This window comes from Amphritea sp. 1_MG-2023 (genome assembly GCF_030547545.1).
In the GTDB taxonomy this organism is placed as follows: domain Bacteria; phylum Pseudomonadota; class Gammaproteobacteria; order Pseudomonadales; family Balneatricaceae; genus Amphritea.
Window position 1 is genome coordinate 14,107 of the sequence record NZ_JAUOQE010000044.1, and the last position, 13,303, is coordinate 27,409.

The following is a 13,303-nucleotide window of genomic DNA, read 5'->3' on the forward strand; positions in this document are numbered from 1 at the left end:
GAATTGCACACCGTCCAGATAGGTATAGACTAGTCTTCTATCCGGACCCTTCTCTGACCGACGTAAAGCTCTTTCCAGCAGAGCTTTTTGATGCAAGTGGGGGTCCGGTTCTTTTATAACCTATACCTACCCTAGTATTGATCTTTCAAAGCGCCATCGCTACCAGCGACATACGGCCTTAAGCTAACTCTACTCTAACCGTTCCACCGCTAAGCTTAAATGATGACTATTATCACTCAGAAACAGCTCGCCCTCACTAATCGTCAATGACAGCTGCATGCTCCGGCTAATAAACCTATCCAGCTGAGCAACGTCACTATCGTGAAAACGCCACACACTGACTTTCGGTAACGCCGTCAGCGCCGCTCTCTGCTTATGCCACCAGACATCCACCTCTCGGCCATAGGCATACAACGAAATCTTTGGCGCTCGACTCACCGCTTTACGCAGCCGCTCGGGCGAAGCTTGTCCTAATTCTATCCAATGCTCAATCGTGCCATCAGGGGCAATCTGCCACAATTCAGGCTCATCGGTACTCGATAATCCGCGCGTAAAGCACACATCTTGATGATAATTCATCGCGTAAACCAATAGCCTAACCATCATCCGTTGCAATGTCTCAGAGGGATGCTGTGCTAATGTTAGCTGACAGGTTTCATAACAGTGACGATCGGTATCACTCAACTGCAGTTCAATTTTATAGATGGTTGGCTTCAACGCCATAGGAATTAACCTTATCTTGGAGGGCATTTATCAGACTTAATACGCTATTATAACGATTTAATCGCTGGATAAAATTTCTCTATGGATTGCCGACCTCAATGCGGAGCCTGCTGTATCGCACCGCACATAAGCACTGCTATTCCCAATATGCCCAATGGCAAACCAGCGGGAGTACCCTGTGTCAACTTAGATGACGCTTTTAACTGCACTATCTGGAATACGCCAGATTTTCCGCCCCTGTGTCATGCATTCCAAGCACAGACAGAACATTGCGGTGAAACCCAACAGCAAGCATTAACCATCCTCACCCAGATGGAGCAGGACACCGCGCCGGATATTTAACCCTGTTGGGCAATCCGTTACACTACAGCGCAATCACTAGCCTAATCACTCTCATAGTAACAACACCGGACACCGCCTTAATGGATCTTAAATTTCTCGCCATTCGTGAACTCATTAAAGAAGTCGATGATAGTATTGCCACCATCAGTGACAAAGGTGGCGCTATCGATATCGATGATCCGATGGCGCAGCAATTATTCAATGCGTTAGTGACTGCTTATGGTCGACGCTCGGCCCTAACCCACGGCTCCTTTAATGATGAAAACAGTGAAGGCTATCCATTTATCTCCGGCTTTAAACAATTCATTAGCAGCACACCCGATGAGTCATCCTTTTTATCACTCTGCGATCAAGCACTCGCACAATTAGCCGCCTCATTGCAGCAACCTTCAGCTCGTTCAGCGACCGGTGGCTACGTTATTTTTATCTATTATTCTTCAGATGTGTTCGATTACCTGATGATTGGTCTAGTACGTGATAAATCCGGTGTGGCCTTCGATCAAGAGCTTAGCCCGACCAAGGTGATTGAAGTCGATCTAGAAAAGTTACATCAAGCCGCCAAAATTAATATCACCACCTACAAAGAGAACAGCGATAGCTATCTCAGTTTTATCGGCAGCCGACGTAAAGGCGATATTACTCACTATTTCTCTAACGCCCTAGGTTGCACCGATGTTGTGCCGTCAAAAAAATCAACATCCGATCTGATCAGAGCCAGTGAAGATTTCTGTCGTCACTATCATCTTGAAGAACAGCAAGATGAAATTGTCGAAGATGTTGTCAGCTACCTATCTCGCCAACGAGGCGATAAACAGTCCGCCTACCTGCCTGATGTCGAAAAAATATTTGATCAGCATCTTCCGCCAGAGCAAATAGAGCAAGCCTCTGGGACCTTTGGTAAATTTGCAAACTCTGAAAACTATCAGGTCAGCCAAGAGTTTCAACCTCATACCAGCACGATCAATTCATATACTCAAGTGAAAGCAAAAATGGACAACTGGCAACTCGACTTTGCCAAACGTTCCCTGGGCCAACCTAATAGTAATAGCGAAATTGAATTCGATTCGGATACCAATTCAATACGTATTAATCGACTCTCAACCAAGGTGATCGAGCAACTTAAACAAGCATTGAACGAAGACAGTTAATCGCCCACCGGCATTACCACCAGCCCACAAAAGCCAGCTTACCGATACCTAACGGTCGTTGATTGACCGTTAGGAAGTCTTTAAAAATATTTCTTGTGCGATGCACAAAAACACTTGACCCATCCGTTTTTTCCCCTACAATAGTTTTCATTGTGCACTGCATCATAACTTTATGGAGAATACCATGATCAACACGACTTTCGATTTTAAAAAGCCTTTTGAATCTGCTCAAACAATGATGGATTTGCAAACATCCGTGGTCACTAAAACGGTTGAACTGCAAAAAAAATCAACTGAAGAACTGACAGAATTTTTCAAAGCTGAAGCCGAAAAGGCCAAGGAATTGAAAACACCTCAAGATTTCATGACATTCAATATTGAATCTAATAAAGCGCTATTCGAATTAATGAAAGCACAAGGGGAAGCTTTTACCTCCTTGGCTAAAGAATCTGGCGAAGAAACCATGGAAGAAATCAAGAAACTGGCTAGCTAAGTATCTAAATGCTAAGCTGATTTCAATAAGCCCGGTAGTGAAAGCTATCGGGCTTTTTTATCACCTAAATTCGCCCTATAGGACGAAATAACACCCCTAACGGAAATTTGTGCACTGCACAAAAATAATAATTGACTTCGCCGTTTGGTTCGCTAAAATAGTCTTTATTGTGCAGTGCAACAACAAATAACTGGAGAACGACTATGACGACCCCTATCGATTTCACTAAATCTTTTGAGTCTGTAAAAACCCTGATGGAAATGCAGGCTGAAACTATCACCAAATCTGTTGAACTTCAGAAACAAGCCGGTGAAGAACTCGCTGCTTTCTTCAAGACTGAAGCTGAAAAAGCAAAATCACTGAAAACGCCTGAAGACGTTGTAAAATTCAACGTTGAAGCGAATACTTCACTGTTCGAAATGCTGAAAGCACAAGGTGAAGCTTTCACTGAACTGGCTAAAACAGCTGGCGAAAGCGCAATGGCTGAAGTGACTAAATTAACTAAGTAAATCTCACTTAGTTCCCTTTGAAAGGCCCTGCATTGCAGGGCCTTTTTGTCTATTGCGGCCATGATGAATGCACCCCGCTTTCCACAAGCAGATAATACAAACCGCTCCTTAATGCCATCTCGCCCCCCTCTTGACAACAACATGAAAGCGATACCGATGGCCAATGAACAGCCTTTATGCCTCGACTATAGCATCGCCTGAAGCCGTGATGTCTGTTCACTCAGCTGTGCAATGCGTTGTTGAATTCTCGCCACTCGATGCTGCTCTATCCAGTTCAGCCACTCAGGCATCCCCTCGCCCGAACGGGCCGAGATCTGAATCACCTGAATCTTAGGATTTACCCGTTTTGCCGCGGTAATACATTGCGCAACATCGAAATCCAAATAGGGCAAAAGATCAACTTTATTGAGTAACATTAGATCTGCAGCATAAAACATATCGGGGTATTTTAGGGGTTTGTCCTCCCCCTCGGTCACCGACAATATCGCCACTTTATGCGCTTCGCCCAGATCAAAGGCGGCAGGACAGACCAAGTTACCGACATTTTCAATAAACAGTACGCCACCTGATAGATCATTCAAGCGCGCCATCGCATGCCCCACCATGTGCGCATCCAAATGGCATCCCTTACCGGTATTCACCTGCACCGCTTGAATCCCGGTCGCGCGTATCCGCTCGGCATCATGCGTGGTTTGCTGATCCCCTTCAATAACAGCAATCGGACACCGCTTATATTGCTCAATAGTGGTCGTCAGTAGCGACGTTTTCCCCGATCCAGGACTCGACACGAGATTAAGCGCAAACAGACTCAGCGCATCGAACTGCTGTCGATTTTTCAGCGCATAACGATCATTTTTACCTAGAATATCCTGCTCGATCTGCACCATGCGTGTCTGACTTAAACCGGGCGCATGAGCATGAGCAGGCCCCTGACCAAAATGCAGATTATCGCCGTCACCCACCTCAACCGCGTCATTAAGACCGCTATTGAAGCAATTATCTAACGGCTGAGCAGTGCTATCGCCGGTATCGCGGGTGGCATTAGGATACGGTTCCTTATGCTGATGACTATGTGAGTGTTCATCATGATGACCTTCAATCGAAACCTCAGCCTCGCCGCAGCCGCAAACTGTACACATAATTATTCTACCTCTAATTCTTTGATTCTCAGTTCGTCACCCTGAGTTATCTGTAACGGCAGGTAGCCACACTCAGCGCAAGCGTCATAACGCTGAGTAATAGCAACTGTTTTAGCACATTGCTGACACCAAGCTTGTCCCGACAGCTCAATAATATCGAGCCGTGCCCCTTGCGCCAAACTATCACGCGCTACCGCCTCGAAACAGAATCGCAGAGCATCGACCTCAACCATCGCCAGTGCCCCTACTTCTATGCACACCGTGTTAACACGACGATAATGTTGACTCACCGCCTGATCTTGCAACACTTGAATAATGCCTTCACAGATCGACATTTCATGCATTTAGATAACGCCCTCTCGTAACAACCTAAGACCAACACCGTGACTACCTGTCATTATCGATGCTACACCTTAAGCGTGCCAGTTTATCGATCATGCATCTGCCTTCTACTTGAAGGTAATGGCAGCATGCGCTGTTGATATCAGTATCAGTCGCGGCGATGATGGATGCAAGTCGGCTAAATGAATGAAAAGATCAGTGATAAAACGATATACGTCATCCCCGATGGGTGAGCCAATCATCGCAACTCGCGACACCAGATCAACAGCGTTTCAAATAGCCGCTTGCAACCATAAAAAAAGGCTCTATACCGAAGTATAGAGCCTAAACGTGAAGCGCAACGATCGGCCCTTGATAGGAAGAGCCAAACGGCTGAATGCCACTTCGACAACCAACAGCCACGGCAGCCAAACAGGCAACCGGGCTAACATTTATCGCCAGATAATCAGAAGCTATCACCCGGTATACGTACAAAACCTTCCATCAAAACACGCGCACTACGGCTCATCACCGCCTTTTTAGCCGTCCAATCACCATTAGCCTTCTGTTCTGCCGCAGCGCCGACTTTTAAGGTACCGGAGGGATGACCAAAGGTAACCGCTTGTCGCTCACCGCCACCGGCTGCTAGGTTAACCAACGTGCCTGGGACAGCCGCCGCCGTCGCAATCGCCACCGATGCCGTGCCCATCATGGCATGATGTAATTTACCCATCGACAAGGCGCGCACGCAGACATCGATATCAGACGCTGAAATTGCTTTACCACTGGAGGCCGTGTAATCCGTCGCTGGTGCGACAAAGGCCACCTTCGGTGTATGTTGACGGGCAACTGCTTCGCTAATATCGCTAATCAAGCCCATTTTAACCGCGCCATACGCACGGATGGTTTCAAACCGTTCTAGCGCTGCGGCATCTGAGTTAAGATCTTTTTGCAGCTCTGTACCGGTATAATCAATATCTGCCGCATTCAGGAAAATAGTTGGGATACCGGCATTGATCATGGTTGCCTTAAAGGTTCCAATTCCCGGCACCTCAAGCTCATCAACGAGATTACCGGTAGGAAACATCGAACCTTCGCCATCAGCGGGGTCCATAAATTCGATCACCACTTCCGCGGCAGGAAACGTCACCCCATCTAGTTCAAAATCACCGGTTTCCTGTACTTCGCCGTTGGTCATCGGCACATGGGCAATAATGGTTTTTTGAATGTTTTTCTGCCAAATACGCACCGTACAGATACCGTTGTCAGGTATCCGTGCTGCATCCACGAGACCATTGCTAATCGCAAATGCACCCACCGCTGCGGTAAGGTTGCCGCAGTTACCCGACCAATCGACAAAGGCTTTATTAATCGCCACCTGACCAAACAGATAATCGACATCATGACCTGGCTGTTCGCTTTTATCCAAGATCACGGTTTTACTGGTACTCGACGTAGCACCACCCATACCATCGATCTGCTGACCATAGGGATCAGGACTACCAATCACGCGTAAGAGAATGTTATCGCGCGCTTCACCAGGCTGTTGTGCCGCTTTCGGCAGATCCTGACGACGAAAGAAAACACCTTTACTGGTGCCGCCACGGATATAAGTGGCCGGAATTTTGATCTGGGGAACAAATGTCATGGTTATATTCCTGTGTCTCTAAACATCATCCATTGATAATGCTCTTTTTCAGAAAGTACTTAATAAGATCCTCGCCTTATGTGACGCAGCAAACCTCGTATTAAGTCATCTCTCGCCGATAAAATAAGAGCTAGACAACGCCTGTTGCCCAGCTCTAAACAATCAGCCTGATTTAGCTATTGGCTTCGAGGAAGTCCTGTGCAAAACGTTGCAGCACACCGCCGGCGCCGTAGACATGCACCTCTTCTGCCGTATCCAAACGACAAGTCACGGGAATCTCAACCACCTCGCCATTACGACGTGTCATCACCACCGTAAGATCACAGCGTGGACTAATCTCACCTATCACGTCATACGTCTCCGTGCCATCGATAGCGTAAGTATTGCGGTTATCACCGGCTTTGAACTCCAGTGGCAACACGCCCATACCCACGAGGTTAGTCCGGTGAATACGTTCAAACCCTTCCGCAACAATGGTTTCAACACCCGCTAACCGCACACCTTTGGCCGCCCAGTCACGGGACGACCCCTGACCATAGTCAGCACCGGCAATAATAATCAGCGGCTGCTTGCGTTGCATATAGGTTTCAATCGCTTCCCACATGCGGCTTTCTTTGCCTTCCGGCTCAATCCGTGCCAACGAACCCTGTTTCACTTCACCGTTTTCATCGCGGCACATCTCATTGAGCAATTTCGGGTTAGCAAAAGTCGCTCGCTGCGCCGTCAGGTGATCGCCTCGGTGCGTCGCATAAGAGTTGAAATCTTCTTCTGGCAAGCCCATCTTGGCACAGTATTCACCCGCCGCACTGGAGGCCTGAATGGCGTTAGAAGGCGATAAGTGATCGGTTGTGATGTTGTCACCCAACACCGCCAACGGCACCATACCTTTCATAGTACGTTCACCGGCTAAGGCGCCTTCCCAATAAGGAGGTCGACGAATATAGGTGGTCTGTGGACGCCAGTCATACAGCGGGCTCTTAGATTTTTCCGCCGTACCCAGATCAAACATCGGGATGTAAACCTGATTAAACTGCTCAGGCTTCACGCTGCTAGCAACAATGGCATCGATCTCTTCATCGCTAGGCCAGATATCTTTCAGGGTAACGGGGTTGCCATCTTTATCGGTCCCCAGTACATCTTTTTCAATATCAAAGCGCACAGTACCCGCAATCGCGTAAGCAACCACCAATGGCGGTGATGCGAGGAATGCCTGTTTAGCATAAGGATGAATACGCCCATCGAAGTTTCGGTTACCCGACAGAACGGCGGTGGCATACAGATCACGCTCGATAATCTCTTGCTGAATCTTAGGATCAAGTGCGCCACTCATACCATTACAGGTCGTACAGGCATATCCGACGATACCGAAGCCCAGCTTTTCCATTTCAGTCAACAAGCCGGCTTCTTCAAGATACAACTTAGCCACTTTCGAGCCCGGCGCAAACGAGGTTTTCACCCACGGTTTACGGACCAGCCCTAACTCATTTGCGCGCCGCGCAATCAAGCCCGCCGCGACAACGTTACGCGGGTTAGAGGTATTGGTACACGACGTGATCGCGGCAATAATAACAGCGCCATCCGGCATTAAGCCTTCCGCTTCTTCAGCCAGCGCTTTATCCAGATCAACGGCAATACCGCGCGAGGCTAAGTCAGCGGTTGGCAAACGACGATGCGGGTTAGAAGGCCCTGCCATATTACGGCACACAGTCGACAGATCAAATTCCAATACTCGACCATATTTAGCCTCAGCCAGATCATCGGCCCACAGGCCAGTCTGTTTAGCGTACTGTTCCACCAGCGCCACTTGCTCAGGCTCACGTCCGGTCAACTTCAGGTAATCAATCGTCTGCTCATCGATATAGAACAGACCGGCTGAAGCACCGAATTCTGGCGTCATATTGGAGATCGTTGCCCGATCACCAATGGTCAAATCTTTAGCTCCATCGCCGAAAAATTCCAGATAGGCAGACACTACTTTCTCGTTACGTAAAAACTCGGTGATCGCCAAGACCACATCGGTCGCGGTGATACCCGGTTGACGCTTACCGGTAAGCTTGACGCCAATAATATCCGGTAGACGCATCATCGATGGACGACCCAGCATCACGGTTTCGGCTTCCAGGCCACCCACACCAATCGCAATAACACCGAGTGCATCAACGTGTGGCGTATGGCTATCCGTACCGACACAGGTATCTGGGAAGGCAACACCGTCACGGGATTGAATCACCGGTGACATTTTCTCGAGGTTAATCTGATGCATGATGCCGTTACCGGCGGGAATCACATCTACATTATCAAATGCGGTTTTACACCATTCGATAAAGTGGAAACGGTCATCATTACGTCGATCTTCAATCGCGCGGTTTTTCTCAAAGGCATCGGGATCGAAGCCTGGCGCTTCAACCGCCAAAGAGTGATCGACGATCAATTGAGTAGGCACCACAGGGTTCACTTTAGCAGGATCACCGCCCTGATCGGCAATGGCATCCCGTAGCCCGGCCAGATCAACTAGCGCGGTCTGACCCAAAATATCATGACAAACGACACGGGCTGGATACCAAGGGAAGTCGAGATCCTGCTTACGTTCGATCAACTGCTTTAACGAAGCGGTCAGCGCTTCGGGTTCGCAACGGCGAACCAACTGTTCAGCCAGCACCCGCGAGGTGTATGGCAGAGTCGCATAGGCACCCGGCTGAATCGCCTCGACCGCCGCACGGGTATCGAAATAATCCAGGCCAGTGCCTGCGAGGGATTTACGGTATTCAGTGTTCATATAATACCTGTCTTGAAAAGATTATCGTCAGTCAGCAGAGGCCACGCCCCTGCTCACGTTACTCAATGATGTGTGTGCTGAGGCTTAAGGGCGATCGGCAATATCGATCCATTCAGCACTATCAGGGCCGCTGTAATCCGCAGAAGGACGAATAATACGGTTATTCGCTCGCTGCTCCATGACGTGGGCCGCCCAGCCAGCGGCGCGCGAGCAAACGAAGATAGGCGTAAACAGCTCGGTTGGAATGCCCATGAAGTTGTAGGCCGATGCATGGAAGAAATCAGCGTTACAGAAGAGTTTTTTCTCACGCCACATCACCGCTTCAACGCGCTCAGATACCGCGTACAGTGATTCATCGCCCACTTGAGCCGAAAGCTTTTTAGACCACTCTTTAATAATCGCATTACGTGGATCAGATTCACGATAGATCGCATGACCAAAGCCCATGATCTTATCTTTACGTGCCAACATCGCCATAATTTCAGCTTCGGCTTCTTCTGGCGAGTGCCAATCTTGAATCATCGCCATCGCCGCCTCGTTAGCACCACCATGTAAAGGCCCACGTAACGAACCGATTGCTGCGGTTACACAGCTATGGATATCAGACAATGTCGAAGCACAGACACGGGCTGTAAAGGTTGAAGCATTAAACTCATGCTCGGCATAAACAATCAGCGAAGCATGCATAACATCAACATGCAGCGGCTCAGGTTTCTTATCATGCAAGGTCCACAGGAACTGCTCACCGATAGAGTCAGCATCGGTTTCTACATTGATACGTTTGCCATGATGGCTAAAGTTGTACCAATAGTTAATCATGCCTGGAAACACCGCTAACATACGATCAATATGATCATGCTGATCAGCGAAACTCATCTCGGTTTCAAGGTTACCCAGCATTGAACAGCCGGTACGCATAACATCCATAGGATGGGCATCGGCCGGAATCTGCTCCAGTACCGTTTTCAGCGCGTCAGGTAAAGCACGCATACCTTTCAAACGCGCCTTGTAAGCATCCAACTCACCTTGATTGGGTAGCTTGCCGTACAACAGCAAGTAAGCTACCTCTTCAAATTGAGCCTTATCCGCAAGCTCTTTGATATCGTAACCACGGTAAGTCAGGCCGGCACCTGATTGGCCTACAGTACAGAGTGCAGTTTCACCGGCGGACTGACCACGTAAACCTGCACCACTGAGTTTCTTAGCTTCTGCCATCCTATCTCTCCTTTCTGCTTGCGAGCCTAACTAAACATGGCGACCCGTTACAGTATTCTTGCTTTGGTTATATCAACATACCCCGGCCACACGACCGGGTTCAGTGCTTCGACTGATTACTTGTTTTTACCTTCTTTAAACAGCGCATCAAGCTTCTGCTCGAAATCATGGTAGTTAAGGAAATCATACAGATCCATACGGGTTTGCATGGTATCAACCACCGCTTTCTGATCGCCGTCGCGCAGAATCGCTTCAAACACATTCAGCGCCGCTTGGTTAGCTGCTCGGAATGCAGACAGTGGATATAGCACCATGTTCACGCCGTTTTCAGCCAGTTCTGTTTTGTTGAACAGTGGCGTGGCACCAAACTCAGTGATATTGGCCAATAAGTTCGCACCCTTGATACCATCAGCAAAGGCTTTGTAATCATCTAAGGTATGTACCGCTTCAGCAAAAATCGCATCGGCACCCGCCTCTAAACAAGCCTGCGCACGGTCAACAGCTGCATTCAAACCTTCCATTTGGAACGCATCGGTACGAGCAATCAGAAAGAAGTCGTCATCGGTTTTAGCATCAGCAGCCGCTTTAATACGATCCACCATCTCTTCAGTTGATACGATCTCTTTATTAGGCCGATGACCACAACGCTTCTGTGCCACCTGATCTTCAAGATGACAACCGGCCGCACCGGCTTTAATCGTTTCTTTAATGGTACGCGAGATATTGAACGCGCCACCCCAACCGGTATCGATATCAACAATCAGTGGCGTTTCTACCGCGCTCGAAACACGGCGTACATCTTCGAGAACATCATTCATGGTGGTCATACCTAAATCAGGCAGGCCGTAAGATGCGTTGGCGATGCCGCCACCGGACAGGTAAACCGCACGATGACCAACACGCTCAGCCATCATGGCGTGATAAGCGTTAACCGTACCTACGATCTGTAACGGATTAGTCTCTTCAAGTGCTTTGCGGAAACGTCCGCCTGCGGTCAGTTTGCTCATGGGTTACTCCCTCTCTTCTTTGTTCGCTGGATTCAGACGTTCTTCAATGTTGCGACGTGCTCGACCGATATGTCGACGCATCAACAATTCCGCCAATTCGCCGTCTCGCTCTTCTATCGCATCAAGAATACGATGATGTTCTTTCAGAGCGCGCTGTGGACGTGATTTAGAAACGCTGAATTGATAACGGTACATACGTACCAAGTGATAAAGCTCGCCACCGAGTAGTTCAAACAGCTTAGTATTCTTACTGGACTGAACAATACGGTAGTGAAAGTCTAAGTCGCCCTCTTTCTGAAAATAGGCGCGACCATCGATTTCCTGAATATTCTTTTCATGCTGATAGAGTAGTTCGCGCAGACTGTTAATCTCATCTGTCGACATATTATCCGCCGCTAAGCGACAGGCCATACCTTCTAAGGCTTCACGAATACGATAAATCTCAACCAGCTCTTCTGGTGTCAAAGACACCACGCGTGCACCGACATGCGGAATCCGCACCACTAAGCGTAAACCTTCAAGCTGCCGAATCGCTTCCCGCAGCGGGCCTCGGCTGATACCGTATGTACGCGCCAGTTCAGGTTCACTGATCTTTTGTCCAGGAGGAATATCGCCACGTACAATCGCGGTAATTAACTGACCACTCACTCGGTCGGCTAGGGTACGCACTTCGGCTGCACTTTCACTTACGTCTATTATTTCTGTCATCACAACCTTCTACATGGATTGTCGACAATCTTTTAATTTCGGTAACAATACAGCCCAATAACTAGATCGTCAACCATACTAAAGATTAAACTGTCGACATACGACAAAAGTACAGGGGTATACCCCATCTCGTTAAAACTACACACAAAAGCCAAAAAAAACCCCGAAAATCGAGGTTTTAAGTCTAGTAGAGAAGTATCACTCAGGCCAGAAAGCGAGTTAATTCTGCATCCATAATACGGGCGATCTGTCGCGGTTTTTGAAATGGCAGAGAGTGATCTGTGCCTGGCACGATAAAATAGTGCCAATTCGGTAAGCGTTCAGCCAAATCACGCTGATACTGATGCATTAAATCAACACTATGTCCGCCAATAAAGCTGGTCACATCACCTTGCGCCGCCACTAAAGCCTCTCGATCAATCCCATTAATCGCCTCTGTGACACAGTTTAACGCATTAGCAAAGCCTAAGGGACGCGCGCCGAGTCGCTGAATTGTCAACAACTCGGCCTGTGGTGATGTCTTACGATTGGGTGAAATGGTATCGAGAAACGCCTTAATACCGGTTTCAGCCTGCTGTTGTTTAAGCTGCTCCGCCGCCGCGCTAAATTGTCGGCGAAGATCGACAGTCGACTCCCAGCTGGGCCGATCCAATACCGCTGCTTCGAGTAAATACTGCTTCATCACCCGCTCGTGATAGCGCTGTTTAAAGAACAAGGCGACCATCCCCCCCATCGAATAACCCGCCAGATCAAACTGCCACCAACCAAGATGATCCACCAGTGCGCCGATATCATTCACTAATTCATTCACACTAAAGGGATATTCGTTACCATCGGGATACTGCGTCCTCCCAGTACCCCGTTGATCAAGAATCAAAATCTCATCCCACTGATTGACCATCATTGCGATAGCCGCCCAGGTATCTTCGCCGGCAACACCGGCACCATGCAGTAACACCAAGCGGCGTGGTTGCCCCTCATGGGCTTTGCGATAAAGTTGATAACTGATATGTTGATCGGCAAGGTTTAATTGATGCGAACTAATCTTATACGGATGCTTCATCATCGTTCTGTCTAATTACTCTAATAGATTCGTGCCAGTGTTTGATCTGCGCCAAGACGATAGCGAGTGATAAATAATACCCTGTTGTGCTGCTGATTACCTAAGGAAGGTGCGAATAAGTCAATGACGCCTCGGGCTTACAGAGAAGCTGGAGATCAAGGCAACCGTTACAGGCATACTGGTTGTACGTCGAAAAATGTTAACGCTGAGA

13 protein-coding genes are annotated in these 13,303 nt (G+C 48.4%); 4 read left to right on the plus strand and 9 right to left on the minus strand.

Translation table 11 applies throughout. The annotated features are described in order from the left end of the window. Positions 1-189: 189 nt before the first annotated feature. Complete coding sequence (locus Q4488_RS17200) at positions 190-723, minus strand: YaeQ family protein (protein WP_303581718.1); 534 nt, start codon at positions 721-723, stop codon at positions 190-192. A gap of 81 nt (positions 724-804) precedes the next feature. On the opposite strand from Q4488_RS17200, the gene Q4488_RS17205 reads away from it, so the two are divergent. From Q4488_RS17205 to Q4488_RS17220, 4 genes are all read left to right on the plus strand, one after another. Beyond that, on the plus strand, positions 805-1,065 hold the full coding sequence (locus tag Q4488_RS17205; protein ID WP_303581719.1) for a YkgJ family cysteine cluster protein: 261 nt from the start codon (positions 805-807) through the stop codon (positions 1,063-1,065). 80 nt (positions 1,066-1,145) lie between these two features. Beyond that, positions 1,146-2,213: a nucleoid-associated protein gene (locus tag Q4488_RS17210; RefSeq protein ID WP_303581720.1), complete on the plus strand. Its 1,068-nt coding sequence runs from the start codon at positions 1,146-1,148 to the stop codon at positions 2,211-2,213. A 184-nt stretch (positions 2,214-2,397) separates the two neighbouring features. Continuing rightward, complete coding sequence (locus Q4488_RS17215) at positions 2,398-2,706, plus strand: hypothetical protein (protein ID WP_303581721.1); 309 nt, start codon at positions 2,398-2,400, stop codon at positions 2,704-2,706. Positions 2,707-2,909: 203 nt separating this feature from the next. After that, positions 2,910-3,215, plus strand: a complete 306-nt coding sequence (locus Q4488_RS17220) for a hypothetical protein (protein ID WP_303581722.1) — start codon at positions 2,910-2,912, stop codon at positions 3,213-3,215. Between the two features lie 185 nt (positions 3,216-3,400). Here Q4488_RS17220 and hypB read toward each other — a convergent pair whose 3' ends face one another. From hypB to Q4488_RS17260, 8 genes are all read right to left on the minus strand, one after another. Next, on the minus strand, positions 3,401-4,354 hold the full coding sequence (gene hypB, locus Q4488_RS17225; protein ID WP_303581723.1) for a hydrogenase nickel incorporation protein HypB: 954 nt from the start codon (positions 4,352-4,354) through the stop codon (positions 3,401-3,403). 2 nt (positions 4,355-4,356) lie between these two features. Further along, positions 4,357-4,698 carry a hydrogenase maturation nickel metallochaperone HypA gene (hypA, locus tag Q4488_RS17230; protein WP_303581724.1) on the minus strand — a complete coding sequence of 114 codons (342 nt, stop codon included), beginning with the start codon at positions 4,696-4,698 and terminating at the stop codon, positions 4,357-4,359. 443 nt (positions 4,699-5,141) lie between these two features. Further along, on the minus strand, positions 5,142-6,323 hold the full coding sequence (gene prpF / locus Q4488_RS17235; RefSeq protein ID WP_303581725.1) for a 2-methylaconitate cis-trans isomerase PrpF: 1,182 nt from the start codon (positions 6,321-6,323) through the stop codon (positions 5,142-5,144). 172 nt (positions 6,324-6,495) lie between these two features. Continuing rightward, positions 6,496-9,099, minus strand: coding sequence for a Fe/S-dependent 2-methylisocitrate dehydratase AcnD (acnD, locus tag Q4488_RS17240; RefSeq protein ID WP_303581726.1), 2,604 nt, complete (start codon positions 9,097-9,099; stop codon positions 6,496-6,498). A gap of 84 nt (positions 9,100-9,183) precedes the next feature. After that, entirely contained in the window at positions 9,184-10,314 is a 1,131-nt protein-coding gene (prpC, locus tag Q4488_RS17245) for a 2-methylcitrate synthase (protein ID WP_303581727.1), read from the minus strand. A gap of 116 nt (positions 10,315-10,430) precedes the next feature. Then, on the minus strand, positions 10,431-11,321 hold the full coding sequence (gene prpB / locus Q4488_RS17250) for a methylisocitrate lyase (RefSeq protein ID WP_303581728.1): 891 nt from the start codon (positions 11,319-11,321) through the stop codon (positions 10,431-10,433). Between the two features lie 3 nt (positions 11,322-11,324). Continuing rightward, positions 11,325-12,029 carry a GntR family transcriptional regulator gene (locus tag Q4488_RS17255; protein ID WP_303581729.1) on the minus strand — a complete coding sequence of 235 codons (705 nt, stop codon included), beginning with the start codon at positions 12,027-12,029 and terminating at the stop codon, positions 11,325-11,327. Positions 12,030-12,231: 202 nt separating this feature from the next. Beyond that, the gene (locus Q4488_RS17260) at positions 12,232-13,095 is read right to left on the minus strand and encodes an alpha/beta fold hydrolase (protein WP_303581730.1); all 864 of its coding nucleotides are present in this window, start codon (positions 13,093-13,095) and stop codon (positions 12,232-12,234) included. Positions 13,096-13,303 lie beyond the last annotated feature (208 nt).

Excerpts from the sequence above, each read along its gene's own strand:
- Q4488_RS17210 (WP_303581720.1), top strand. The coding sequence starts at position 1,146 with ATGGATCTTAAATTTCTCGCCATTCGTGAACTCATTAAAGAAGTCGAT.
- acnD (WP_303581726.1), bottom strand. The coding sequence starts at position 9,099 with ATGAACACTGAATACCGTAAATCCCTCGCAGGCACTGGCCTGGATTAT.
- prpF (WP_303581725.1), bottom strand. The coding sequence starts at position 6,323 with ATGACATTTGTTCCCCAGATCAAAATTCCGGCCACTTATATCCGTGGC.
- hypA (WP_303581724.1), bottom strand. The coding sequence starts at position 4,698 with ATGCATGAAATGTCGATCTGTGAAGGCATTATTCAAGTGTTGCAAGAT.
- Q4488_RS17200 (WP_303581718.1), bottom strand. The coding sequence starts at position 723 with ATGGCGTTGAAGCCAACCATCTATAAAATTGAACTGCAGTTGAGTGAT.
- Q4488_RS17260 (WP_303581730.1), bottom strand. The coding sequence starts at position 13,095 with ATGATGAAGCATCCGTATAAGATTAGTTCGCATCAATTAAACCTTGCC.
- prpC (WP_303581727.1), bottom strand. The coding sequence starts at position 10,314 with ATGGCAGAAGCTAAGAAACTCAGTGGTGCAGGTTTACGTGGTCAGTCC.
- Q4488_RS17215 (WP_303581721.1), top strand. The coding sequence starts at position 2,398 with ATGATCAACACGACTTTCGATTTTAAAAAGCCTTTTGAATCTGCTCAA.
- prpB (WP_303581728.1), bottom strand. The coding sequence starts at position 11,321 with ATGAGCAAACTGACCGCAGGCGGACGTTTCCGCAAAGCACTTGAAGAG.
- hypB (WP_303581723.1), bottom strand. The coding sequence starts at position 4,354 with ATGTGTACAGTTTGCGGCTGCGGCGAGGCTGAGGTTTCGATTGAAGGT.
- Q4488_RS17220 (WP_303581722.1), top strand. The coding sequence starts at position 2,910 with ATGACGACCCCTATCGATTTCACTAAATCTTTTGAGTCTGTAAAAACC.
- Q4488_RS17205 (WP_303581719.1), top strand. The coding sequence starts at position 805 with ATGGATTGCCGACCTCAATGCGGAGCCTGCTGTATCGCACCGCACATA.
- Q4488_RS17255 (WP_303581729.1), bottom strand. The coding sequence starts at position 12,029 with ATGACAGAAATAATAGACGTAAGTGAAAGTGCAGCCGAAGTGCGTACC.